Below are 24603 nucleotides of genomic sequence, written 5' to 3' on the forward strand. Positions count from 1 at the left end.
CGGAAGTGTCGAGGTACTACGCGGTGGCCGGCGCGGGCCACTCGATCCAGGACTCGGGAATCTCCTCGTCCAGCCGGCGCACGTCCCGGTGCGCCAGCACCCGCGTGCGCAGCAGTTCCCGCGCGACGAGCCGGGCGACCGCGATCGCGCCGGGCGGGTTGAAGTGGGTGTTGTCCTGCTCGGCGGCGGTCCAGTTGAAGTACGCCTTGGTCCCCTCGGCACCGAGCCGCTGCCACAGCGCGAGCGACAGCGCCTGGACGTCGAGCAGCGCCACGCCCTCCTCCCGGGCGAGCGCCCGCATCGCCGCCGGATACTCCCCGTGGCTGGGCACGGCGTTCCCCCGCGCGTCGAACCGCCGCCGCTCGACGGGCGTGGCCAGCACCGGCCGCGCCCCACGGGCCCGCGCCCCCTCGACGTACAGCCGCAGATGGTCCTGGTACGTCGTCCAGGGCTCGGTGTAGCGGGCGGGGTCCGCCGCCTTCTCGTCGTTGTGCGCGAACTGGACGAGCAGGAAGTCGCCGGGGCGGATCGCGCCGAGCACGGCGTCGAGCCGTCCCTCGTCGACGAAGCTCTTGGAACTCCGCCCGTTCACGGCGTGGTTGGCGACCCGGAGGTCCTTGCGGAGGAAGAAGGGCAACGCCATCCCCCACCCGGTCTCGGGCGCGGCGTCGGCATACTTCTGCGCGGCGGTGGAATCACCGGCGATGTAGAGCGTCCGGGGGCGGTGCCCGCCGGCTTGTGCGGTGCCGGCGGCGGCAAGGGTGAGGGGAATGGCGGCCAACGCCGCAGAAGTGACTTGTCTTCGGCTCAGAGACACACCGGTGCACCTTTCAAGGAGGGGCGGAAAAATTGGCCCAGGGGCGCGGGGAACTGCGCGACCAGCCACGGACGGCCCGCGGCCCGCAAACCACGGGCCGTCCCACGGCGAAACCCGCAACCGACTAACCCATCTGCTCAGTCCACTCGGCCTGCGCCTCATTCAGCTTCTCGGCCAGGTCGTCCAAAAAGTCCTTCGCACTCATCTCACCCAGCAGCACCTTCTGGAACCCCGGCTCACTCTCCGACTTGGACAGCGTGTTCCAGTCCGGCAGGTAGTACGGCAGCTGAACAATGGTCGTAGACCCATCATTCAGCGCCTGAGCCGCCAGCTTCGTCGGCTCCGCCTTCTGGATCCACGCGTCCTTCGCGGCCTCCGTGTTCGACGGCACCTGCCCCGCCGACTCGTTGAACCGCGAGTTCTGCTCGTGCGACGTGGCGAACTCGATGAACTTCCAGGCGGCCTCCTTGTTCTTGGAGCTCTTGAAGATGCCGAGCCCGTCGACCGGATTGGAGACCTGGACCCGCTTGCCGGAGGCGCCGACCGGCTGCGGGATGCCGCGGAACTTCTCGACGCCGAGTGCCTTCACGTGGTCCTGGTAGGAGCCCAGGTTGTGGTTGAGCATGCCGATCGTGCCGGTGTCCCACTGGGCGGTCATCTTGGCGAAGTCGTTGTTGACGTCGGCGGCCGGCGTGACCTTCTTGTAGAGGGCCGCGTACTTCTCCAGCGCCTCGACGTTCTTCGGGTCGTTGACGGTCGTCGTCTTCTTGTCCTCGGTCCAGAACGAGGTGATGCCGGACTGCCCGTACATCGCGTCGAGCGCCTGGGCGATCGATCCCGAACCACCGCGGATGGTGTAACCGAACTCGTTCTTGTCCTCGTCGGTCAGCTTCTCGGCGGCCTCGTAGAACTTGTCCCACGTCGTCGGCGCGTCCAGCCCGGCCTTGTCGAACAGGTCGGTGCGGTAGTAGAGGACGCCGTTGTTGGCGGAGGTCGGCACCGAGAACAGCGTGCCGTCGCCGCCGCCGGCCGCCTTCAGGGACTCGACCATGTCCTTGTTGAGCTTGCCGCTCAGGGAGGACTTGGCGAGCCGGTCGTCCAGCGGTTCGAGGGCGCCCTGGGCGGAGAAGCCGGCGAGCATCGCCGCGCCGACACCGCCGACGTCCGGCAGACCGCCGCCCTGGATGGCGGTGTCGACCTTCGACTGGTACTCGGTGGCGGCGATCCCGACGTACTCGACGTCGATGTCCGGGTTCGCCTTCTCGAAGTCGGCGATGATCTCCTTCCAGACGGCTGTACGGATACCGCCGTTGTTGTCCCAGAAGGTGATCGTCCCCGTGCCGCTGCCCTCGGCGCCCTTGTCGCCGCCCGCCCCGCTGCCGTCGTCACCGCAGGCGGTGGCGGTCAGCGCGAGTACGGCCCCCAGGGCCACGGCGGCGGAGGTCCGGCCCGCGCGTGTGCCTCTGCTGCTGCGATTGCTGATCTTCATTGGTCGGCTCTCTTCTTTCGGACGTGCTGGACACGTGGGGGGGGTCAGTGGGTGTGTGCGTGGGTGCCGAGGTGCTTCTGCGGCCCGGAGAAGCGCTTGACCAGCGCGGGGACGGCGGCCGCCGGGTCCAGCCGGTACGCGTAGAAGTCGCCGGGTTCGAAGGCGTCGCCCCACGCGTCGTGCCGGCCGGTCGTGTCCTTCAGGATCGATCCGCGCTGCACCAGTTCCGCGGTGGCGTCCGCCTGGTAGGGGTGCTGGACGCCGTCGTAGTAGCTGTTCTCGATGACCATCCGGGTCGCGCCGCGCGCCCAGTTCCCGTACGTCCACTGCGGGTCGCCGTCGGCCACCTGGGCGGAGAGGTAGTTGTTGTACAGGTGCGCGTAGGCGCAGTTGTCGGCGGACGGGTTGCGCTGCTTGGTGCCGGTGAACCAGTTGTGGTCGATGGTGATCTGGGTGCGGACGTTGTCCGTCCAGCCGATGCCGAGCGCCTTGTTGTGGTTCTCGAACCGGTTGTAGGAGACGGTGATGTACTCGCTGTCCTTGCGGATGTCGAGCAGTCCGTCGCCCATGTGTGTGAGGCGGTTGTGGTCGATCCAGACGTGGTGGACGGAGTCCATCTGGATCGCGTCGAAGTCGGTGGTCTTGCCGTCCCAGTCGCCCTCGACGTAGCTGTCGCGGATGGTCAGGTTGCGGATGACGACGTTGTGCGTGCCCGGGTTCAGGTGGAGTTCGCCGTGGACGATCTCGCCGGTGTCGCCGACCCCGATGATCGTCTTGTCGGAGGCGACCACGATGTCCGAGCCGAAGGGCGCGACCGCGATCGAGCCCGCCACCCGGATGACGTACGGCTCCTTCGCCGCCGCGTACTTCGCCAGCGCGGCCTGGTCGGTGACGGTGACGACCTCGCCGCCCGCGCCACCGGTGGTGCCGCCGGCGAGGGAGGCGAAGCCGTGCGGCCGGTCGGAGTGACGAGAGGTCCCCGTCTCCCGGCCCGGGGCGGCCGCCTGCGCCTCCCCGACCGTGCCCAGGGCCAGGGCGGCGACCAGGCCGAGTACGGCGGCCAACGCCCTGCCGGTGCCCGTGCCCGGCAAGCGCTTGTTACGGAGGTGCGTCATTGCGGCTCTCCCAACAGGCGTACGGATGATGAGGTCGGTGGTTACCGGCGTCCGATCCGGAACCGGGTGAAGGTGGCGGTGCCGGCGTGTCCCTCGCCGGCGGGTGCGAGCGCGAACAGGCCGAGCAGGGCGCCGACCCAGCGCCAAGGGGTGGCGGCGAACTCCTGGCCGGTGGGGCGGTAGCCGTCGCCCAGGTCGTAGGAGAAGCGGCAGCGGGCGCCGGGCACGGTCTCGATCCGCAGCCGGACCCGTCCCTCGGGGGCGGGGCGCGGACGGTCGGCGTCCCGCTCGGCCTCCGCGACCGTCTCGGCGAACCGGTGCACCAGGTGCACGGTCCCGTCCGCGTCCCGCTGGAGCCCGATCCAGCGGTAGGCGTCGCCGAGCACCGCCAGCCCGGCCCGCGCGCCCGGCTCCTCGGCGTCCAGGCGCAGGTCGACCTCGACGACCGAGGGGACGCCGGGCAGCCGCTGGGTGAGCACGTTCGGCAGCCTGCGCAGGTCGTGTGCGTCGGCCGAGCGGACGCAGGCCGGCCGCAGCCCGTCCCCGGCGTGCTGGGTGGCCCAGCCGTCGCGGGGGTTGGCGGTCCAGGACCACTGGCGGCCGAACCGTCCGCCGGGGAAGTCGTCGTCGGTCGCGGGCGCGGCCGGCGGCTGCGGGGGCAGGGCGGGCCGGGGGTGCTCGGTGACCGGGGCGCCGTCGTCGCCCATCACCGGCCAGCCCCCCTCCGCCCAGGTCATCGGCTGGAGGTGGACCACCCTGCCGTACGCCCCGCGCTGCTGGAAGTGCAGGAACCAGTCCTCGCCGGCCCCGGTGCGCACCCAGCCGCCCTGGTGGGGGCCGTTGACGTCGGTGTCCCGCTGTTCGAGGACGACCTTCTCCTCGTACGGGCCGAAGAAGTCGCGGGAGCGGAAGGCGCCCTGCCAGCCGGTCTCCACTCCCCCGGCGGGCGCCAGGATCCAGAACCGGCCGTCGTGCTTGTAGAGCTTGGGGCCCTCCAGGGTGAACCAGCCGGGGATGCGGTCCGCGTCGACGATCACCTTGCCCTCGTCGAGGAGTCCGGTGGCGTCGGGGCGCATGCGGTGGCCGGTGAGACGGTTCTTGATCCCGGAGCGGGAGCGGGCCCAGGCGTGCACGAGGTACGCCTCACCCGTCTCGTCGTCCCACAGCGGGCACGGGTCGATCAGGCCCCTGCCCGCCTTCACCAGGTGCGGCGCGGTCCACGGGCCGCGGATCTCGGGGGCGTTGACCTGGAAGATCCCGTGGTCGGGGTCGCCCCAGAAGATCCAGAAGCGGTCGGCGTGGTGGCGCAGGGACGGGGCCCAGACGCCGCAGTCGTGGCGGGGCGTCGCGAAGGCCTCCGCCGGTTCCAGGCGGGGCAGGGCGTGCCCGACCAGCGTCCAGTTGACCAGGTCCCTGGAGTGCAGGAGGGGCAGGCCGGGGACGCGGCCGAAGCTGGAGGCGGTGAGGTAGAAGTCGTCGCCGACGCGGACGACGTCCGGGTCGGACCAGTCGGCGTTCAGGACGGGGTTGGTGTACGTGTCCGGGGTCTTGGGCGGCACGGGAGTCTCGGGGTTCACGGGCTCACCGCCTTCCGTACGAGGGCTGCGGCGTCGTCGGGGCCGAGGCGGCCGTCGGCGACGACGGTGACGATCCGGCGGACGAGGGTGTCGCCGGGAGCGATCGCCGGCCGTTCGTCGTACGCGAGGGACGAGCCGACGCCCGGGTACTCCTCGGTGCGCACGAACCACGGGTCGCGGCGAGTCCGCTCCGTGGCCCCGGCGAAGACCAGCGACCAGGTGTCGCCGGTCAGGGCGAGCCAGTCGGCGCGGCTGCCGTGGACCTCCGGCTCGCCCTCGCGGTCGGCGGTGAAGACCCGGGGAGCGGTGGCCTCCTTGCGGGCGCGCCAGAAGAAGCCGCCGTAGGCCGCGCCGGGGCGCCCGTTGGTGGCGGGGCTGCCGATGGTGAGGGTGTCCGGGGTGAGGTTGGTGAGGGAGAAGGTGAAGTCCAGCGCCCAGGCGGTGGCGGTGAGTCCGGTGGCGGCGACGGTGCGGCGCTCGCGCAGCAGCTCGGTGCCGGCGGCGACCCAGCGCAGTTCCTCGACGAAGCCGTCGGGGTCGCGGAGCTGGAAGGCGGTGTGCCGCTGGGCGCCGTGGTTGTCCAGCTCGGTCGGCCCCTGGTCGCGTACGTAGGTGCGCCCGCCCCAGAAGTTGTGCCCCTCGACGTCGGGAACGGCGACACCGACGCCGAGGTGATGGAGGTGGTCGGCGGGGCCGAACTCGGTCACGGCCGTGCCGGCCAGGGTGGTGACGGGGTGCAGGTAGGGACGCGGGGAGAGCCGGGCGGGCAGTTCGGGCCGGGTGACGTAGCGGCCGACGGGGCGGCCCGCCACGCGCAGGACCAGGGAGTCGTGGCCGGTCATCGGGTGCTCACCTCGCTCAGTGGGTGCTCGGTGCACGGCGCCCAGGGGGCGCCCAGTTCGGAGTAGAGGGAGAGGGTGTCGGCGGCGGCGGCCACCAGTCCGTCGATGCCGGGGACCACGCGGCGGGCCTCGCCGGGGACGCGGCGCCAGGCGGCGTCGGGCAGCCGGTCGGGGTCGGGGGCCCGGCGGATCGCCTCGACGACCCGCATGAAGGCGCCGGTCTCCTCGGGCGGCACCAGCAGTTCGGCACCCGTTTTCAGGTGTTCGACGAGGTTCTCCAGCAGGTCGGTGCGGCCGTACTCGTACTCCTCGGGGCCGTGGCCGCCGCGCTGGAGCAGGACGCGGTCCTGCTTGTACCAGAAGGTGACGCGGCCGCTGCTGCCGTGCACCAGCACGTACGGCTCGTCCGCCCGCTCCGCGCACAGGGTCGCGGCGACGGTGACGCGGTGGCCGCCCGTGGTGCCGATCCGTACGCAGGAGGTGTCGTCGGCCTCGATGTCGTTGGCGTGGCTCAGCTCGGTCTCGATGCCGGTGACGTCCTCGGCGCGGGTGCTGCCGCCGAGGGCGAGGGCGGTGGCGACGGCGTGCGCGAGCGGGTTGGTCAGCACGCCGTCGATGACGTCGGCGCCGTCCAGCCGCCGCCGGCCCGCCCAGGCCGCCCGGCGGAAGTAGGCCTCGTCGCGCACCCACGCGCCGGCCCCGCCGATGCCGACGACCTCCCCGATCGCACCCTCGGCGATCAGCGCGCGGATCGCCGGCACGGCGTGCGAGCCCAGCGACTGGAACCCGACCTGGCAGGCCACACCGGCCTCGGCGACCCCGTCGGCCATGCGGCGGAAGTCGGCGTACGACGGCGCCGGGGGCTTCTCCAGCAGCAGGTGGACGCCACGGCGGGCGGCGGTCAGCGCGAGGTCGGTGTGGGTGGGGATCGGCGTGCAGATCACGGCGATCCGGGCGGCGGTGGAGTCGAGCAGGGCGCCGAAGTCGGCGGACTGCTCGGGCAGTTCCCCGCCGGCCTCCTCCTCGGTCAGCGGGGTCAGTTCGCAGACGCCGGCCAGCCGGACCAGTCCGGCCCGCTCCAGACGGCGGATGTTGGCGATGTGCCAGCGGCCGTGGCCGCGGGCGCCGGCGAGGACTACGGGAACGGCGCTCACCCCTTCACCGCCCCCGCGCTGAAGCCGGTGATCAGCCACTTCTGGATGAAGGCGAAGACGAGGACGACGGGCACGGCGGCGATGATGCCGCCGGCGGCGAGGGCGCCGAGGTCGACGCTGTCCGCGCTCATCAGGGTGTTGAGGCCGACCGGGATGGTCTGCTTGTCCTGGTTGTTGAGGAACATCAGGGCGAACAGGAAGTGGTTCCAGGAGTGCACGAAGGCGAAGGAGCCGACGGCGATCAGGCCCGGCCGCAGCAGCGGCAGGACGACGACCAGGAAGGCCCGCATCCGCCCGCAGCCGTCGACCCAGGCGGCCTCTTCCAGGGAGTACGGCACGTTCTTGATGAAGTTGCTGATCAGGATCATCGACAGCGGCAGCTGGAAGACCGTCTCGGCGATGATGACGCTGCCGAGTGAGTTGATCATCTGCAGTTCGGCGAAGATCTCGAACAGCGGCACCAGCAGCAGCGCGCCGGGCACGAACTGGGAGCAGAGCAGGGCCAGCATGAAGACCCGCTTGACCTTGAAGTCGAACCGGGCGAGGGCGTAGCCGCCGGCCAGGGCGACCAGCGTGGTCATCACCAGCGTCGCGAGGCCGACGTACACGCTGTTCTCGAAGAAGGTGCCGAAGGACCGGTCAGTCCAGACCTTCTCGAAGTGGTCGAAGGTCATCGGCCAGGGCACGAGCGAGGTGGAGCCTGCCGGGCGGAGCGCGAAGAGGAGGATCCAGTAGAACGGGATCAGGGTGAAGACGAGGTAGACGCCGAGCGGCAGGTAGATCTGCCAGCGGGGGACCTCGTCCCAGGCCGGGCGGCGCTTCTTCGCCTGCCGCGGCGGCTCGTGGTCGGCCCGCGCGGGCGCGGGGGCGGGCGCGGTGGCCTCCTTGGTGATCACTTGTTCTCGCCTCCGAACTTGCTCAGCCGCAGGTAGACGATCGAGCAGAAGAGCAGGATCACGAACGCGACCGTGGTGAGGGCCGACGCGTAGCCGAAGTCGTGGGCGTCGACGCTGGTGTTGGCGATGTACAGGGGCAGGGTCGTGGTGACTCCCGCTGGTCCGCCGCCGGTCAGGGTGTAGAGCAGGTCCACGTTGTTGAACTCCCACACGGCGCGCAGCAGCGTGGACAGGATGATGGCGTCCTTGAGGTGCGGCAGCGTGATGTGCCAGAACTGCTTGAACCGGCTCGCCCCGTCGACCTCGGCGGCCTCGTACAGGTCCTTCGAGACGGACTGGAGGTCGGCGAGGATGAGGATCGCGAAGAAGGGCACGCCGCGCCACAGGTCGGCGACGACGGCGGCCGAGAACACGGTCGAGGTGTCCGACAGCCAGCTGGTGCCGTAGTCGCCGATGCCCAGGTCGGCGAGATAGCGGGTGATGCCGGTCTGGGAGTTGTAGAGCAGCACCCAGATCGCGGAGGTCAGCACGCCGGAGACGGCCCAGGGGGAGAAGACCAGGGCGCGCCCGATGCCCCGGCCGACGAAGGTCTGGTTGACGATGAGCGCCAGTGCCAGGCCGAAGAGCAGTTGGAGTCCGACCTCGACGAAGACCCACTTGGCACTGAAGACGAGGGTGTCCCAGAAGATCGGGTCCTCGGTGAAGATCCTGGTGAAGTTGTCGAAGCCCGCGAAGCCGTTCCGCCACGGCTTGGTGGGGTTGTACTCCTGCAGGCTGTAGTAGAAGACGCTGATGACCGGGTAGGCGATGAAGCCCAGCATCAGCAGGGCGGCCGGTGCGATCAGCAGGTAGGGGAGCCTGCGCGGTGTGGCGGAGGCACGGCGCCGCCGGGGTGGCGCGGGCGGTTTCGCCACGGCTGCGGCTTGGGCCATGACAGTTCTCCGTTCTGGTACGTCGTGCGTGGGTCGTGCGGTCGCTCGTTCTCGGGTCGTGGAGGAAGTGCAGGAAGCGCTTTCTCCGCGTGCAGGGGTGTGCGGAGGTGTTCGGGTCGTACGGGGTTCAGCCGGCGTACGGGTCCTGCACCTTGCCCGGGCGGGCCAGGAACTCGAAGTCGCAGCCGGTGTCGGCCTGGGTGATCTGTTCGTTGTAGAGGGCGCCGTAGCCGCGTTCGTAGCGGGCGGGCGGCGGCGTCCAGGCGGCCCTGCGGCGTTCCAGCTCCTCGTCGTCCACGTCGAGCCGGAGGGAGCGGCCCTCGACGTCGAGGGTGATCGAGTCGCCGGTGCGCACGAGGGCGAGCGGTCCGCCGACGTACGACTCGGGGGCCACGTGCAGCACGCACGCGCCGTAACTCGTGCCGCTCATGCGGGCGTCGGAGATCCGGACCATGTCGCGCACGCCTTGCTTGAGCAGGTGGTCGGGGATGGGCAGCATGCCGTACTCGGGCATGCCCGGTCCGCCCTTGGGTCCGGAGCCCCGCAGCACCAGCACGCTGTCGGCGGTGATGCCGAGGGACGGGTCGTTGATGGTGCGCTGCATCGTCTTGTAGTCGTCGAAGACGACCGCGGGGCCGGTGTGCTTGAGCAGGTGAGGCTCGGCGGCGATGTGCTTGATGACGGCGCCGTCGGGGCAGAGGTTGCCGCGCAGGACGGCGACCCCGCCCTCGGCCGCGACCGGGTTGTCGCGGGGCCGGATGACGTCGTCGTGGTGCACCCGGGCGCCCGCGAGCTGCTCGCGCATCGTGTCGTGCGCGACGGTGGGCCGGTCCAGGTGGAGCAGGTCGGGGATGCGGGAGAGGAAGCCGGGCAGGCCGCCGGCGAAGTGGAAGTCCTCCATCAGGTATTTCTGGCCGCCTGGGCGGACGTTGGCCAGGACCGGGACGGTGCGGGCGACGCGGTCGAAGTCGTCGAGGGTGAGGGTGACGCCCGCGCGGCCCGCCATGGCGATCAGGTGGATCACGGCGTTGGTGGAGCCGCCGAGGCCGAGCACGGTGGTGACGGCGTCCTCGAAGGCGTCGGCGGTGAGGATGTCGCTCAGCCTGCGGTCCCGGTGGACCAGTTCGACGATGCGCAGTCCGGCCGCGGCGGCCATCCGGTCGTGGCCGGAGTCGACGGCCGGGATGCTGGAGGCGCCCGGGACGGTGACACCGAGGGCCTCGGCGGCGGCGGTCAGTGTGGAGGCGGTGCCCATCGTCATGCAGTGGCCGGGCGACCGGGCCAGGCCGCTCTCCAGCTCCTGCATCTCGCAGTCGCCGATGAGGCCGGCCCGCTTGTCGTCCCAGTACTTCCACATGTCGGTGCCGGAGCCGAGGGTCTCGCCGCGCCAGTGGCCGGGGAGCATGGGCCCGGCGGGCACGAAGACCGCGGGCAGGTCGACGCTGGCGGCGCCCATGAGCAGGGCGGGGGTGGATTTGTCGCAGCCGCCCATCAGCACGGCGCCGTCCACCGGGTAGGAGCGCAGCAGCTCCTCGGTCTCCATGGCGAGGAGGTTGCGGTAGAGCATGGGGGTCGGCTTCTGGAAGGTCTCGCTGAGCGTGGAGACCGGGAATTCGAGAGGGAAGCCACCCGCCTGCCAGACGCCCCGCTTGACGGCCTGCGCGCGGTCGCGCAGATGGACGTGGCAGGGGTTGATGTCGGACCAGGTGTTGAGGATGGCGATGACGGGCTTGCCGAGGTGTTCCTCGGGCAGGTAGCCGAGCTGGCGGGTGCGGGCGCGGTGGCTGAAGGAGCGCAGGCCCGACGAGACGCCGCTGCCGTACCACTGGTGGCTGCGGAGCTGCTCGGGAGACTTCCGGCCGTTCGGGGCTGTCATATCGACCACCCCGCGGCGATGGCGGCGACCTCGGCGCGCTCGTCCTCGGGCAGCGGCTTGCTCGGCGGGCGGACCTCCCGGCGGCACAGGTCCAGCGAGGCGAGGGCCTCCTTGACCACGGTGACGTTGTTGGCGGAGCCGTTGGCGGCGCGCAGCTCCTCGAAGCGGCGGATCTGCTCCCAGACCTTCATGGCGGCCGGGTAGTCGCCGGCTCGAAGCGCTTCGATCATGTTCAGCGAGACGGCCGGGGCGACGTTGACCAGCCCCGAGGTGAAGCCGGTGGCGCCCGCGGAGAAGTACGAGGGCGCGTACGGCTCGGCCAGCCCGGCGACCCACACGAAGCGGTCGAGGCCGGCGTCGCGGGCGAAGGCGGCGAAGCGGACGGCGTCCGGGACGGCGTACTTGACGCCGATGACGTTGGGGCAGGCGTCGGCGAGCTGGGCGAGGCGGGCGCCGGGCAGCTGCGGGTTGCGCAGGTAGGGCACGACGCCCAGCTCGGGCACGGCCTCGGCGATGGCGCGGTGGTAGTCGACCCAGCCGCCCTGGGAGACGTAGGGGTGGACGGGCTGGTGGACCATGACCATGGCGGCGCCGAGGTCGCGGGCGTGCCGGGCGGAGGCGACGGCGGTCGGCACGTCGTGGCCGACGCCGACGAGGATCGCCGCGCGGTCGCCGGCCTCCTCGACCGTCAGCTCGGTGACGAGGCTGCGCTCGGCCGGGGAGAGGGCGTAGAACTCGCCGGTGTTGCCGTTGGGGGTGAGGGTCGTGATGCCACCGTCGAGAAGACGACGCAGCAGGGCCCGGTAGGTGGCGGGGTAGACGGAGCCGTCCTCGGCGAACGGGGTCACCGGGATCGCCACCACGTCGGCCAGGGCCGCCCGCTGGGTCTCGAACGTCGCTGTCATGCCTGACCGTCCTCTTCCTGGGCCTGGTCTTCCGCTTCGGGGAAGGCCCGCTCGACGAAGGACGCGATGTGCGCGTGCAGGGCGCGTGCCGCGCCGTCCGCGTCACCGGCGAGGGCTAGGCGCAGGATCTCCTGGTGCTCGCCGGCCTCCCGTTCCCAGGAGGGGTCGGCGGCCCAGGCGACGGCGGAGACGAGGGCCGCCTGGTCGCGGACCTCGTCGAGCATCCGGCCGAGCAGCGGGTTGCCGCACGGCACGTACAGGGCGCGGTGGAACTCCCGGTTGGCCAGCGACCGTTCGGCGGTGTCCGTGGCCCGGTCGGCCCGGGTCAGCGCGTCGCTGGCGGCATTCAGGGAGGCTCCGCGGCGCACGGCGCGCTTGAGCGCCTCGGGTTCCAGGAGCAGCCGCACGTCGTAGACCTCGCGCGCCATGTCCGCGTCCACCATGCGCACCGTGACGCCCTTGTACTGGTTCATCACCACCAGTCCGGTACCGGCCAGCGTCTTGAGCGCCTCGCGCACCGGTGTCTTGGACACCCCGAACTGTGCGGCGAGGTCGGTCTCGACCAGGGCCTGGCCGGGGGTGAGCCGGCCGGTGAGGATGCGGCGTTTGATCTCTTCCAGCACGTACTGCGTGCGGGAGGGGATCGGCGTGGGCACAGAGGTCATGCGCGCCTCTCGGGATATCGCGTATCGCGTCTCATATATGACGTACGGAGTACGACGCGTTGAAGGTAAGAGGGGCGCGGGGCGGCGTCAATGCTTCTGACAAAGGAAGTTGAGGTTCTGGTGCCGTTACCGGGAGGTTCTGTGCCGCTACCGGGCGAGCGGCGTCCAGCGCGGGTCGCGTCCGCTCAGGCCCACCGCCCGGTCGAGCAGCGGCGCGTCGGCGGGGACGGCGACGACGGGGCCGAACATGCCGGCGTCCCGGTCGGCCTCCTCGGCGGAGGCCTCGAGGAGGTCGTACGCCGCCTGGAGGGCTGCCGGATCGGGGTCGTACTCCTGGCCGGTGGCGCGGGCCAGGTCCCAGCCGTGGATCACGAGCTCGTCGGCGACGACGGCGCCGGCCACCTCGCCGGGCAGGTCGATGCCACCGGCCCGGGTCATGCCGGTCCAGGCGGCCGGGTCGCGCCAGGCCTCGGCGAGTTCGCCGAGCACCTTCGGCAGCTCCTCGCGCCAGCCGGGGCCGATGTCGGGCACGGCCGCCTCGGGGCTGGTGTCGGTGGTGGCGCCCAGCTCCTTGCGCGCGGCGTCGCGGAAGGCGACGGCCAGGCCGGTGAGGTGGCCGAGCAGGTTGCGGACGGCCAGGTCCGGGCAGGGCGTCGGGTCGGCGAGCCGCGCGTCGCTCACGCCCTCGGCGAGGCGGGCCAGGGTCCGCGCCTGCGGTCCGAGGTCGGGGGTGGTGGGGTCGGCGGTCATCGGCTGCTCCTCGGGAACGGGCGGTCGGCTCTGTCAGGAGGTAGACCGATCACGGCCGCGAAACTCATCGGCGGCCACGCCCGCGCCTAGGGCATCTGCCCGATGCCGCCGCCCGCCCCTCAGACCGATGATGACCAGGCATGACGGCACGGAAGACGCACACGAGAAAGACGACGCGCAGGGCATGGCCGGTGGCCCGGGTCCTGCGCGACCGCAACGCGGGCCTGTATCTCGCCGGGGTGGTGGTGTCCGGTTTCGGCACCTCGGCGCTGTGGCTGGCGGCCGGCGTCTGGGTGAAGGACCTCACCGGCTCGGACGGCCTCGCGGCGCTGTCCATGCTCGCGATGTGGGCGCCTGCGCTGATGGGCCCGGCGCTGGGCACGCTCGCCGACCGCACGCGCCGGGCGCCTCTGCTGATCGGCACGAGCCTGCTGATGGCCGCCCTCCTGCTCACCCTCTTCGCGGTCGACTCGCCGGACGCCCTGTGGCTGCTGTTCGCCGTGCTGTTCGTGTACGGCGCGGCGGGCGTCGTGCACGACGCGGCCGAGTCGGCGCTCGTCGCCTCCGCCGTCGACACCCGCCTGCTCGGCGACTTCAACGGGCTGCGCATGACCGCGAACGAGGGCATGAAGCTCGTGGCGCCGGCAGCCGGGGCGGGCCTGTACGCGGCGTACGGCGGCGCGAGCGTGGCGTTGCTGGACGCGGCGACGTTCGTGCTGGCCGCGGGGCTGTACGCGGCTCTGCGCGGGCGGGAGGCGAAGCCGGTACGGCCCACGGTGAGCTGGCGGCGGCAGACGGCCGAGGGCGCCCGGTACCTGTGGCGGCACCCTCGGCTGCGCCCGCTCGTCCTCGCGGGCGGGGTGACGATGCTGTGCGCGGGCGCGAACGGCGCCGCGACCTACGCCGTCGTCGACGTCCTCGGGCACTCCCCCGCGTACGCGGGTGCGCTGTACGCCGTCCAGGGCGCCGGGTCGGTGGTGGTCGGGCTGCTGGCGGGGCCGGCCCTGCGACGGCTGGGCGGTCGACGGTTCGCGGCGGCCGGGATCGCCCTGCTGGCGGTGGCGGTGGCGGTGCGGGCGGCACCGTACGACGCCGTGGCCCTGGCGTCGAGCGCGGCGATCGGCGCGGGACTGCCCGCGGTGCTGATCGCGTCCCTGACCGCCGTCCAGCAGGAGACGCCGGGCGCGCTGCTGGGCAGGGTGACCGCGACGGCGGGCTCCCTGGTCTTCGCCCCGAACGTGCTCGGGCTGGCCGTGGGCGCCGTGCTGGTCGAGACGGTCGACCTGCGTCTGACGATGCCGGCCCTGGGCGTGGTCCTGGCAGCGACGGCGACGGCACTGCGCCCCTGAAAGGGGCGCGGGGAACTGCGCGACCGGCCCCCACCGACCCGCACCCGAAACACGACCCGCGCCCCCCACTCACCCCACCCGCAACCCCTCCCGCACCGCCTCCAGATCCCCGTCCGACGCCAGCCCCGCGTGGTACAGCCGCAGCTCCGTCGCGCCCAGTTCCCCCGCCAGTGCCGCGTCCGCGGCAAGCGTGTCGGGGCGGCCGCCCATCCCGGAGACGACGGTGAGGTTGGCCGCGAGGACGGCCCCGTCGCGGCCCCGCTCGGCGAACGGCGTCAGCAGGCCCGCGCCACCCGTGCAGGGCACGACCACGCCGTCCGCGACGGAGAGGATGTGGGCGGGGTCGACACCGGCGTTGGCGCCGCAGTGGTACGACACCGGGTCGGCGTGCAGCAGGACCCGGAAGCCGTCGGGCGCGGCGGCGCGCACGGCCGCGACCGCCGCCTCCTGGAGGGTGCGGGCCCGCTCGTCCCGCCAGGCGCGCGTGGCGTTCGCGTACCCCTCGCCGAGCAGTTTCTCCACACCCGCCCAGCCCCCGTCCGACGGCGCCGCCCCCCGCCACACCGGCTCCAGCGCGGCGCGCACGGCGGCGGCCAGGATGTCGGGTTCGAGGCCCTGTACGCCGTAGCCCTCCCGGCAGTGCGGGCAGAAGCACAGGGACATGAGGTACTGCCCGGCGTCCCCGAGGCCGACCCCGCCGGTCTTGTCGTGGGCGTGCAGGTGGGCGAGCCCGTACCAGCCGAGCGACTCCAGTTCGGTGCCGCGTGCGCCGGGACGCGTCGCCGCCTCGGCGGCCAGGTCGGTGAGGTACGCGCGGGTGGCGGGCTGCGCGATGCAGGGCGCCCAGGGGTAGCGGTCACCGTAGGCGTTGACCACAGAGGTGTCCGGATGCTCCGCGCCGAGGCGGGAGTTGTGGGCGAGGACGACCCAGGTGTGCACCTCCAGGCCCGCGTCCGCGAGCGCGGCGGCGGCCTCGCCGTACGCGTCGCCTGGCGCCCAGTCGCCGGCCTCGTACGGGCGCAGCTCGCGGCCCTCCCAGCGGGCGGTGTCCGGTGGGTAGAGGACGGCGGCGTGTTCGGCGGTGACGACGCGGTGGCGCGGGTGGCGGGGGGTCAGGGCACGGGTGGAGTGGTAGGCGGCGGCGAGCGTCACCTGCTCCACGCCGAGGTCCGCGACGCACTCCGCCGCCGCCGGGTCCCCGTTGACGTCCCAGGGGTAGACGAACGCCGACGCCCTCACTTGTCACCCTCCGCGTCCAGCAGCGCCTGGCCCCGCTCGATCAGCAGGGCGAGCTGCTTCACGTGCTCCTCGGCCGGCTCCTGCAACGGCGTCCGCACCTCCCCCACGTCCAGGCCGCGCAGCCGTACGCCCGCCTTGACCAGGGCGACGGCGTACCCGCGGCCCTTGGCGCGCAGTTCGACGAACGGCCGGTAGAAGCCGTCCAGCAGACGGTGCACGGTGGCGTCGTCGTCCTCGTGGAGCGCCCGGTGGAAGGCGAGGGCGATCTCCGGGGCGAAGCAGAACACGGCGGACGAGTAGAGGGTGACGCCGAGCGCCCGGTAGGCGAGCTGGGTCTGCTCGGCGGTCGGCAGCCCGTTGAAGTAGAGGAAGTCGTCGTCCGGGGCCTCGGTGCGCACGGCGCTGACGGTCCGCTGCATGAGGTCGAGGTCGCCGAGGCCGTCCTTGAGGCCGACGATCCCGTCCGTGCGGGCCAGTTGGACCACCGTTTCCGGAGTGAACACGGCGTTGTCGCGCTGGTAGACGACGACCGGCAGGGCGGTCGCGGCGGCCAGCTCCCGGTAGTGCCGCAGCAGCCCTTCCTGCCCGGCGACGACCAGGTACGGCGGCATGGCGAGCAGGCCGTCGGCACCGGCCTCCTCGGCGAGGCGGGCGTAGCGCACGGCGAGGGCGGTGCCGTAGCCCGCGCCGGCGAGGACGGGGACACGTCCCGCGGCCTCCTCGACGGCCGCCCGTACGCAGGCCTCGAACTCCTCCGGCGTCAGCGCGTGGAACTCGCCGGTGCCGCAGCAGGCGAAGACGGCGGCGGCGCCGGCGTCCACCCCGCGGCGCACGTGCGTGCGGTAGACGTCGAGGTCGAGTCCGCCGTCGGGGCCGTAAGCGGTGACGGGGAAGAACAGCGGCCCGCTGGGGACGGTGAGCCGGGCGGCGAGAGGGGCTGAGGTCACGGGCGCTCCCGATTCCATATCCATGATCTGTGTCTATATTTCTGAACGCGACCACGCTAAGCCGCCCCGTGAACACCGTCAAGCAGGCGCCCCCTTGACGCGCGACCACCCGCTCCTTACCGTGTCCACGCATATGAACTCCAGGCATGGATTCGTACAACTGTCGCCGCTTCAGGAAACCCAGGAGTCCCGAAGGATGCCCGCTCCCCGCACCGTCCTGCTCACCGGCGCCGCCGGCGGCCTCGGCACCCTGATGCGGGAGCTGCTGCCCGCCCACGGCTACGCGTTGCGCCTGCTCGACCTGCGCCCGATCGAGGGCGAGCCGGAGGCGGTCGTCGCCGACCTGGCCGACCGGGCGGCGGTGCGCGAGGCGGTCCGGGGTGTCGACGCGATCATCCACCTCGCGGGCATCTCCCTGGAAGCCCCCTTCGAGAAGATCCTGAAGGCCAACATCGAGGGGACGTACAACCTCTACGAGGCCGCCCGCGAGGAAGGCGTCAAGCGCGTCGTCTTCGCCTCCTCCAACCACGCGGTCGGCTACACCCCGCGCCCCCGGGGCGACGACCCGCTCATCCCGATCGACACGCCGCGCCGCCCCGACACCTTCTACGGCCTGTCCAAGTGCTTCGGCGAGGACCTCGCCCAGCTCTACTGGGACAAGCACGGTGTGGAGACGGTCTCCGTCCGCATCGGCTCCTGCTTCCCCGAGCCGACCAGCGTGCGCATGCTCTCGGTGTGGATGAGCCCCGCCGACGGCGCCCGGCTCTTCGACGCCGCCCTGACCGCCGAGAACGTCGGGCACACCGTCGTCCACGGCTCCTCCGCCAACACCCGCCTGTGGTGGGACCTCACCTCCGCGCGGGCGCTCGGCTACGAACCGCGCGACGACTCCGAGCCGTACGCCGCGAAGCTGATCGCCGAACAGGGCGAGCTGGACCCGGACGATCCGGCGCACGCGCGCCTGGGCGGTCACTTCGTGACCGACCCCCCGATCTGGCCGTACTGACCGGAACCGGTCGGCCATCGGGGCGGACGGGCACCGAACGGGCCCGCCCGCCCCGGCATGCGGGCACCCGCACTGCCCGTTCCCACTCCCCGCACCGCTGCCTTCCTGGTCCGAGACGGGCACCCGACGACCGGAACGGGCACAAACGGGCAGCATCGGCTCCGCGACAGGCCTGGTCAGTGCCGCACGGCCGCTGTACAACTTCCCCCATGGGTCCGACGGGCCCGAACGGGCAAGGTCACGGCGACGAGGCGGTGAGGCAGGTGTTCGGCATGGGCACGAGGACGGCGGAGGAACGCCAGCGGGAGATCGTGCGGATCGCCCGCGCCACCGGCTCCGTAGACGTCACCGCGCTCGCCGCCGACCTGGGCGTCGCCAAGGAGACCGTCCGCCGGGACCTGCGCGCCCTGGAGGACCACGGCCTGGTCCGCCGCACCCACGGCGGCGCCTACCCGGTGGAGAGCGCCGGGTTCGAGACCACGCTCGCCTTCCGCGCCACCAGCCACGTGCCCGAGAAGCGCCGGGTCGCCGCCGCGGCGGCCGAACTGCTCGGCGACGCCGAGACGGTCTTCGTCGACGAGGGCTTCACCCCCCAGCTCATCGCCGAGGCGCTGCCCCGGGACCGCCCGCTGACCGTGGTAACCGCCTCCCTGCCGGTCGCCGGCGCGCTCGCCGAGTCCTCGGACACCTCCGTCCTGCTGCTCGGCGGCCGGGTCCGCTCGGGCACGCTGGCCACCGTCGACCACTGGACGACGAAGATGCTGGCCGGCTTCGTCATCGACCTCGCGTACATCGGCGCCAACGGCATCTCCCGCGAGCACGGCCTCACCACCCCCGACCCGGCCGTCAGCGAGGTCAAGGCCCAGGCCGTCCGGGCCGCCCGCCGCACCGTCTTCGCGGGCACGCACACCAAGTTCGGGGCGGTCAGCTTCTGCCGGTTCGCGGAGGTCGGCGCCCTGGAGGCGATCGTCACCAGCACCCTGCTGCCCACGGCCGAGGCCCACCGCTACTCACTGCTCGGCCCGCAGATCATCCGCGTCTGACAAGTCCGACGAACCGACTCACGCCCCCGGAGGGCACCCCCGCACCCTCCGCTGCCCCATACCTCCCCATATGTTCAGGAGCGATCCATGCGAACCCAGAGCCGACGGAGGCTGCCGCGAGCCACGCTCGCCATGGCCGCCGCAGGGACGCTGCTCGCCCCGCTGCTCTCCGGCTGCTGGGTCGGGGCGGGCGGCGCCGGGTCCGGCGGCAACTCCATCAACGTTCTGATGGTCAACAACCCGCAGATGGTCGAGTTGCAGAAGCTCACCGCCGACCACTTCACGAAGGACACCGGCATCAAGGTGAACTTCACCGTCCTGCCGGAGAACGACGTCCGCGACAAGATCAGCCAGGACTTCGCCAACCAGGCCGGCCAGTACGACGTCGCCACCCTCTCCAACTACGAGATACCGATCTACGCCCGCAACGACTGGCTGCACGAGATGAACTCCTACGTCGCCGAAGACCCGGAGTTCGACCAGCAGGACATCCTGAAGCCGATGCGCGAGTCCCTCACCGGCGACGACGGCAAGCTCTACGGGCAGCCCTTCTACGGCGAGTCGTCCTTCCTGATGTACCGCAAGGACGTGTTCGAGCAGGAGGGCCTGACCATGCCCGAGCACCCCACCTGGACCCAGGTGGCGGACCTCGCCGCCGAACTCGACGGCGCCGAGCCGGACATGAAGGGCATCTGTCTGCGCGGCCTGCCCGGCTGGGGCGAGCTGATGGCGCCGTTGACGACGGTCGTGAACACCTTCGGCGGCACCTGGTTCGACGAGGACTGGAACGCCCGGCTCGACTCCCCCGAGTGGGAGAAGGCGACGAAGTTCTACGTCGACCTGGTCCGCGAGCACGGCCAGTCCGGCGCCGCCCAGTCCGGCTTCGCCGAGTGCCTGAACAACATGACCCAGGGCAATGTCGCCATGTGGTACGACGCCACCTCCGCGGCCGGCTCCCTGGAGTCGGCGAACTCCCCCGTCAAGGGCAAGATCGGCTACGCGCCCGCCCCCGTGGAGAAGACCGACTCCTCCGGCTGGCTCTACACCTGGGCCTGGGGCATCCAGAAGGCGTCCCGCAACACCGACAAGGCCTGGGAGTTCGTCTCCTGGGCGTCCAGCAAGGAGTACGAGCAGCTGGTCGGCGACGAGATCGGCTGGTCCAACGTCCCGGCCGGCAAGCGCGCCTCGACGTACGAGAACCCGGACTACGTCAAGGAGGCCGCCGCCTTCCAGGAGATGACCCGGGAGGCCATCGAGGGCGCCAAACCGAACGACCCGGGCGTCCAGCCGCGCCCGGCACCCGGCATCCAGTTCGTCGGCATCCCCGAGTTCACCGACCTCGGTACCAAGGTCTCCCAGGAGATCAGCGCGGCCATCGCCGGACGCCAGTCCGTCGAGGAGGCCCTGAAGAAGTCCCAGCAGCTCGCCGAGCAGATCTCCGAGGAGTACGAGGGACGATGAGTGCCACGACAACGGCCCCCTCCGCCGCACCCGACCGCGTACCCGCCCCCGTCCGCCCGCCGTCGCCCCGGCTCAAGGCCTGGGCCACCCGGGCCCCTCTCCTCCCCGCCCTCATCTTCATGATCGTGGTCACCCAGCTGCCCTTCGTGGCGACCCTGGTGATCTCCTTCTTCGACTGGAACGCCCTCTACCCCGACGCCCGCTCCTTCACCGGCTTCGGCAACTACGGCGACGTGCTGTCCGACCCGGCACTGCGCAAGTCGGTGTGGACGACGATCCTGCTGACGGTGGGGGTGGTCCTGGCCAGCCTGGTCCTGGGCCTGGCCCTCGCCCTCCTGCTCGACCGGAGATTCAAGGGCCGGGGCGTGGTCCGCACCCTGCTGATCGCGCCGTTCCTCATCGTCCCGGTCGCGGCGGCCCTGCTCTGGAAGCACGTCCTCTACAACCCGGAGTACGGCCTGCTCAACGGCCTGCTGCACTACGTGGGCGGCCCGCAGCCCGACTGGATCTCCAACACCCCGCTGCTCGCGGTGCAGGCCGCGCTGGTGTGGCAGTGGACGCCGTTCATGATGCTCATCCTGCTCGCCGGCCTCCAGAGCCGGGACCAGCAGCAGATCGAGGCCGCCCGGGTCGACGGCGCGAGCGACTGGCAGATCTTCGTCCACCTCACCCTCCCTCACCTGCGCCGCTACCTGGAACTCGGCGCCCTGCTCGGCTCGATCTATATCGTCCAGAACTTCGACGCGGTCTTCACCATCACGTCCGGCGGTCTGGGCACGGCCAACCTGCCCTACACCGTCTACCAGAGCTTCTACCAGGCCCACGAGAACGGCCTCGCCTCGGCCGCGGGCGTCCTGGTCGTCATCGGCTCCATCATCATCGCCACCTTCGCGCTGCGCGTGGTGTCGTCCCTGTTCCGCGAGGAGGTCGGCCGCGCATGAGCGCCACCACCGCCGTACGCCCCGCCGCCACCGGCACCACCACCGACAAGCCCGTACGGTCCCGCCGCAAGGCGGGCGCCGGCCTGGGCCTGGTCGCCTGGCTGGCCGGCGTCGTCTTCTTCCTGCCCATCGCCTGGATGGCCCTGACCTCCTTCCACTCGGAGGAGGACGCCGCCACCAACCCGCCGTCCTTCGCGGCCGCCCTCACCCTGGACGGCTACCGCGAGTTCTTCGGCGCGGACGGCGGCGCGAGCCCCTGGCCCGCGCTGATCAACTCGGCGGTCGCGTCGGTCGCCTCGACCCTCCTGGTCCTGCTCCTGGCCCTGCCCGCCGCTTACGCGCTCTCCATCCGCCCGGTCAAGAAGTGGACGGACGTCCTCTTCTTCTTCCTCTCCACCAAGATGCTTCCGGTGGTGGCGGGCCTGCTGCCGATCTACCTGTTCGCCAAGAACACGGACATGCTCGACAACATCTGGCTGCTGGTCATCCTCTACACCTCGATGAACCTGCCGATCGCGGTCTGGATGATGCAGTCCTTCCTGGCCGAGGTCCCGGTCGCGATCATCGAGGCGGCCCGCGTGGACGGCGCGAGACTGCCGACGATCCTGGCCCGTGTGGTCGCCCCGATCGCCCTGCCCGGCATCGCCGCGACCTCCCTCATCTGCTTCATCTTCAGCTGGAACGAACTGCTCTTCGCCCGGGTACTGACGGGCGTGGTCGCCGAGACCGCCCCCGTCTTCCTGACCGGCTTCATCACCAGCCAGGGCCTCTTCCTGGCCAAGGTGTGCGCCGCGTCGCTCGTCATCTCCCTGCCGGTGCTCGCCGCGGGGTTCGCCGCCCAGGACAAACTGGTCCAGGGCCTGTCGTTGGGAGCCGTGAAATGAAGGCCGCCGTCATCGAGTCCGTGGGCCGCGCCGTCGTCACCGAGGTCCCCGACCCGACGCCAGGGCCGCGCGAGGTCGTCGTCGAGGTCGCCGCCTGCGGCCTGTGCGGCACCGACCTGCACATCCTCCAGGGCGAGTTCGCGCCCAAGCTCCCGATCGTGCCGGGCCACGAGTTCGCCGGCGCGGTGGTCGGCGTCGGCGCGCAGGTCACCGAGGTCTCCGTCGGCGACCAGGTCGCGGTCGACCCCTCCCTCTACTGCTACGAGTGCCGCTACTGCCGCACCGGCCACAACAACCTCTGCGAACGCTGGGCGGCCATCGGCGTCACCACGGCGGGCGGCGCGGCACAGTACGCGGTGGCACCGGTCGCGAACTGCGTGAAGCTCCCGGAGCACGTCCGCACCCAGGACGCCGCCCTGATCGAGCCGCTCTCCTGCGCCGTCCGCGGCTACGACGTCCTCCAGTCCCGCCTCGGCGCCCACGTCCTGATCTACGGCTCCGGCACGATGGGCCTGATGATGCTGGAGCTGGCCAAGCGGACCGGCGCGGCGAGCGTGGACGTGGTGGACCTCAACCCGGCCCGCCTGGAGACCGCGCGCGGCCTCGGCGTCTCGGCCTCCGCCGCGACCCCCGACGAGCTGGACCGCCCGCAAGGCTGGGACCTGGTCATCGACGCGACCGGCAACGCGGCGGCCATCCAGGACGGCCTGGACCGCGTCGCCAAGGCCGGCACCTTCCTCCAGTTCGGCGTCGCCGACTACGCGACCCGGGTGCAGATCGACCCGTACCGGATCTACAACCAGGAGATCACGATCACCGGTTCGATGGCGGTCCTGCACAGCTACGAACGCGCGGCGGAGCTGTTCGCGGGCGGCGTCCTGGACCCGGACGTCTTCATCAGCGACCGCATCGAGCTGAGCCGCTATCCGGAGGCGCTGGAGCAGTTCGCGGCGGGGGTGGGCAGGAAGATCGTGGTGGTGCCGTAGAACCTTTCCACCCCGGCCGGCACTCCCAGCCCGTCCGGCGCTTGAGGACGAGGCCGTCCAGGCCGAAAGCGGGGGTCTGGGGGCGCAGCCCCCAGGGACGGGAACGGGAAGGGGCGGCGGGGGCGGAAACCACTGGGCGCCCCGCCCACCCCCCTCCTACGATCCCCGCATGCCCAAACCGAACGGCTTCGCCTACACCGCCACATCGACCGGCACCGTCCACATCACCCACCACAACCACCCCGCCACCACCCTCAACGGCTCCCGAGCCGCCCGCTTCCTCCAGGAAGTCACGGCAGACGACCCCCAGCTGGTCATGGCCCGCTGGACGGGCAACTACAAACACGGAAACGAACGCACGGCCCGCAACCACCCCCGCAACAACCCTCGGAACAACCCCCGGCCCCGCCGCTGACCCGATTGGCCCTCGGGTAAGGGAACGGTAAAACGCCCTCGCTCGTTCACTCGGCATGACAGCTATGACCCCCGGCTCGAACATCCCCCTCTCCGCCGCCCGCGTGACGGTGGACGTCGCCGCGCCCGTGCGGCTCGACGTATCGGGCCTGCTGCTCACCGCCGACGGCAAGGTGCGCTCCGACGACGACTTCATCTTCTACAACCAGCCCACCGGCCAGGGCGTCACGTACCGCTCCGGCGGCGGCACCGCCCCGGACGCGATCGTGGTGGACACCGCCGCCGTCCCGCCGGGCATCGAGAAGATCGTCGTGACCGCCAGCCCGGACGCCGCCGGCCAGTCCTTCCAGGGCATCGAGCCCACCGCCACCATCCGCAACGCGGACGACAACTCCGTCCTCGCCACCTTCACGCCCCCGCAGCTCGGCACCGAGACCGCCCTGGTCATCGTGGAGGTCTACCTGCGCAACGGCGCCTGGAAGGCCCGCGCGGTCGGCCAGGGCTACGCGAACGGGCTGGCCGGCATCGCCACCGACTTCGGCGTCACGGTGGAGGAGCCGGCCGCCCCGGCCCAGCCCGCCGCGCCCGCACAACCGGCGCCCCCGGCGCGCTCGCACGCGGCCACGTCCCCGCCCCCGCCCGCCGCCGCGCCGACGATGCCCTCCGCTCCCCCCGCCGCACCGGCCGCCCCGCCGGCCCCGGCGCCGGGCACCGGCAAGATCAACCTCGACAAGGGCCGGGTCAGCCTCCAGAAGAACCAGACCGTCTCCCTGGTCAAGGGCGGCCGCCCGGTGCTCTCGCAGGTCAAGATGGGCCTCGGCTGGGAGCCGGCGTACCGGGGCAAGGACATCGACCTCGACGCGTCGGTCATCGCCTACGGCCCGCAGCGCAACCACATCGACAGCTGCTACTTCGGCAAGCTGTCCATCGTGGGCGGCGCCATCAAGCACTCCGGCGACAACCTCACCGGCGAGGGCGGCGGCGACGACGAGGTGATCACCGTCGACCTGGGCCGGCTCCCGCAGGAGGTCAGCGGCCTGGTCTTCACGGTGAACTCCTTCTCCGGGCAGAAGTTCACGGAGGTCGCCAAGGCCTACTGCCGCCTCATCGACGCCGCGTCCGGCGAGGAACTGGTCCGCTTCGACCTCACCAGCGCCGAGCCGCAGACCGGCGTGATGATGGCGAAGCTGATCCGCCAGTACTCCGGCGAGTGGGAGATGACCGCCATGGGCGAGTTCGTCAAGTCCCGCACGGTCCGGGGCATGGTGAAGCCGGCGGCGAAGGCGCTGTAGGCAACCGGAGTGGGGCGTTCCGC

22 protein-coding genes and 1 pseudogene are annotated in these 24603 nt (G+C 71.7%); 9 read left to right on the forward strand and 14 right to left on the reverse strand.

What is annotated here, in order from left to right:
* Positions 1-16: 16 nt before the first annotated feature.
* From KUM03_RS32790 to KUM03_RS32845, 12 genes and pseudogenes are all read right to left on the reverse strand, one after another.
* Positions 17-817, reverse strand: coding sequence for a rhamnogalacturonan acetylesterase (locus KUM03_RS32790; protein WP_217254214.1), 801 nt, complete (start codon positions 815-817; stop codon positions 17-19).
* 124 nt (positions 818-941) lie between these two features.
* The gene (locus KUM03_RS32795) at positions 942-2306 is read right to left on the reverse strand and encodes a sugar ABC transporter substrate-binding protein (protein ID WP_217254215.1); all 1365 of its coding nucleotides are present in this window, start codon (positions 2304-2306) and stop codon (positions 942-944) included.
* Between the two features lie 62 nt (positions 2307-2368).
* Positions 2369-3421: pseudogene (locus tag KUM03_RS32800) on the reverse strand (polysaccharide lyase family 1 protein); the annotation flags it as partial.
* 41 nt (positions 3422-3462) lie between these two features.
* Entirely contained in the window at positions 3463-4998 is a 1536-nt protein-coding gene (locus KUM03_RS32805) for a glycoside hydrolase 43 family protein (protein WP_217254217.1), read from the reverse strand.
* Complete coding sequence (locus tag KUM03_RS32810; protein ID WP_217254218.1) at positions 4995-5840, reverse strand: PmoA family protein; 846 nt, start codon at positions 5838-5840, stop codon at positions 4995-4997. Before KUM03_RS32810 ends, KUM03_RS32805 begins: the two co-directional genes overlap by 4 nt.
* Entirely contained in the window at positions 5837-6994 is a 1158-nt protein-coding gene (locus KUM03_RS32815) for a Gfo/Idh/MocA family protein (protein ID WP_217254219.1), read from the reverse strand. The genes KUM03_RS32810 and KUM03_RS32815 overlap by 4 nt, the downstream gene beginning before the upstream one ends.
* Positions 6991-7890 carry a carbohydrate ABC transporter permease gene (locus KUM03_RS39115; RefSeq protein WP_217254220.1) on the reverse strand — a complete coding sequence of 300 codons (900 nt, stop codon included), beginning with the start codon at positions 7888-7890 and terminating at the stop codon, positions 6991-6993. The genes KUM03_RS32815 and KUM03_RS39115 overlap by 4 nt, the downstream gene beginning before the upstream one ends.
* Complete coding sequence (locus tag KUM03_RS32825) at positions 7887-8822, reverse strand: carbohydrate ABC transporter permease (RefSeq protein WP_217254221.1); 936 nt, start codon at positions 8820-8822, stop codon at positions 7887-7889. The genes KUM03_RS39115 and KUM03_RS32825 overlap by 4 nt, the downstream gene beginning before the upstream one ends.
* Before the next feature lie 127 nt (positions 8823-8949).
* Positions 8950-10698, reverse strand: coding sequence for an L-arabinonate dehydratase (araD, locus tag KUM03_RS32830; RefSeq protein WP_217254222.1), 1749 nt, complete (start codon positions 10696-10698; stop codon positions 8950-8952).
* The gene (locus KUM03_RS32835) at positions 10695-11603 is read right to left on the reverse strand and encodes a dihydrodipicolinate synthase family protein (RefSeq protein WP_217254223.1); all 909 of its coding nucleotides are present in this window, start codon (positions 11601-11603) and stop codon (positions 10695-10697) included. Before KUM03_RS32835 ends, araD begins: the two co-directional genes overlap by 4 nt.
* Entirely contained in the window at positions 11600-12268 is a 669-nt protein-coding gene (locus KUM03_RS32840) for a GntR family transcriptional regulator (RefSeq protein ID WP_217254224.1), read from the reverse strand. The genes KUM03_RS32835 and KUM03_RS32840 overlap by 4 nt, the downstream gene beginning before the upstream one ends.
* A gap of 147 nt (positions 12269-12415) precedes the next feature.
* Complete coding sequence (locus tag KUM03_RS32845) at positions 12416-13018, reverse strand: TIGR03086 family metal-binding protein (RefSeq protein WP_217254225.1); 603 nt, start codon at positions 13016-13018, stop codon at positions 12416-12418.
* Between the two features lie 140 nt (positions 13019-13158).
* Here KUM03_RS32845 and KUM03_RS32850 point away from each other — a divergent pair, with 140 nt between their 5' ends.
* Positions 13159-14367, forward strand: a complete 1209-nt coding sequence (locus KUM03_RS32850; RefSeq protein WP_217254226.1) for an MFS transporter — start codon at positions 13159-13161, stop codon at positions 14365-14367.
* Positions 14368-14436: 69 nt separating this feature from the next.
* Here KUM03_RS32850 and KUM03_RS32855 read toward each other — a convergent pair whose 3' ends face one another.
* Together KUM03_RS32855 and KUM03_RS32860 are read right to left on the reverse strand one after the other, a co-directional pair.
* Positions 14437-15606, reverse strand: a complete 1170-nt coding sequence (locus tag KUM03_RS32855; protein ID WP_217254227.1) for a hypothetical protein — start codon at positions 15604-15606, stop codon at positions 14437-14439.
* Entirely contained in the window at positions 15603-16553 is a 951-nt protein-coding gene (locus tag KUM03_RS32860) for a 5-dehydro-4-deoxyglucarate dehydratase (protein WP_217254228.1), read from the reverse strand. The genes KUM03_RS32855 and KUM03_RS32860 overlap by 4 nt, the downstream gene beginning before the upstream one ends.
* Positions 16554-16749: 196 nt before the next feature.
* Between KUM03_RS32860 and KUM03_RS32865 the strand changes: the two genes are divergently transcribed.
* From KUM03_RS32865 to KUM03_RS32900, 8 genes are all read left to right on the forward strand, one after another.
* On the forward strand, positions 16750-17559 hold the full coding sequence (locus KUM03_RS32865) for an NAD(P)-dependent oxidoreductase (protein ID WP_217254229.1): 810 nt from the start codon (positions 16750-16752) through the stop codon (positions 17557-17559).
* Between the two features lie 272 nt (positions 17560-17831).
* Complete coding sequence (locus tag KUM03_RS32870; RefSeq protein ID WP_217254230.1) at positions 17832-18602, forward strand: DeoR/GlpR family DNA-binding transcription regulator; 771 nt, start codon at positions 17832-17834, stop codon at positions 18600-18602.
* Positions 18603-18689: 87 nt separating this feature from the next.
* Positions 18690-20063, forward strand: a complete 1374-nt coding sequence (locus KUM03_RS32875) for a sugar ABC transporter substrate-binding protein (protein ID WP_217254231.1) — start codon at positions 18690-18692, stop codon at positions 20061-20063.
* A complete protein-coding gene (locus KUM03_RS32880; RefSeq protein WP_217254232.1) occupies positions 20060-21004 on the forward strand; it encodes a carbohydrate ABC transporter permease in 945 nt (314 codons plus the stop codon). The genes KUM03_RS32875 and KUM03_RS32880 overlap by 4 nt, the downstream gene beginning before the upstream one ends.
* A complete protein-coding gene (locus tag KUM03_RS32885) occupies positions 21001-21888 on the forward strand; it encodes a carbohydrate ABC transporter permease (protein WP_217254233.1) in 888 nt (295 codons plus the stop codon). The genes KUM03_RS32880 and KUM03_RS32885 overlap by 4 nt, the downstream gene beginning before the upstream one ends.
* Positions 21885-22874, forward strand: a complete 990-nt coding sequence (locus tag KUM03_RS32890; protein WP_217254234.1) for a zinc-dependent alcohol dehydrogenase family protein — start codon at positions 21885-21887, stop codon at positions 22872-22874. The genes KUM03_RS32885 and KUM03_RS32890 overlap by 4 nt, the downstream gene beginning before the upstream one ends.
* 169 nt (positions 22875-23043) lie before the next feature.
* Positions 23044-23289 carry a hypothetical protein gene (locus KUM03_RS32895; RefSeq protein WP_217254235.1) on the forward strand — a complete coding sequence of 82 codons (246 nt, stop codon included), beginning with the start codon at positions 23044-23046 and terminating at the stop codon, positions 23287-23289.
* A gap of 64 nt (positions 23290-23353) precedes the next feature.
* Positions 23354-24580, forward strand: a complete 1227-nt coding sequence (locus KUM03_RS32900; protein WP_217254289.1) for a TerD family protein — start codon at positions 23354-23356, stop codon at positions 24578-24580.
* Positions 24581-24603: the final 23 nt, after the last annotated feature.

It is taken from the genome of Streptomyces sp. AC602_WCS936, from assembly GCF_019049125.1.
Taxonomy (GTDB): Bacteria; Actinomycetota; Actinomycetes; order Streptomycetales; family Streptomycetaceae; genus Streptomyces.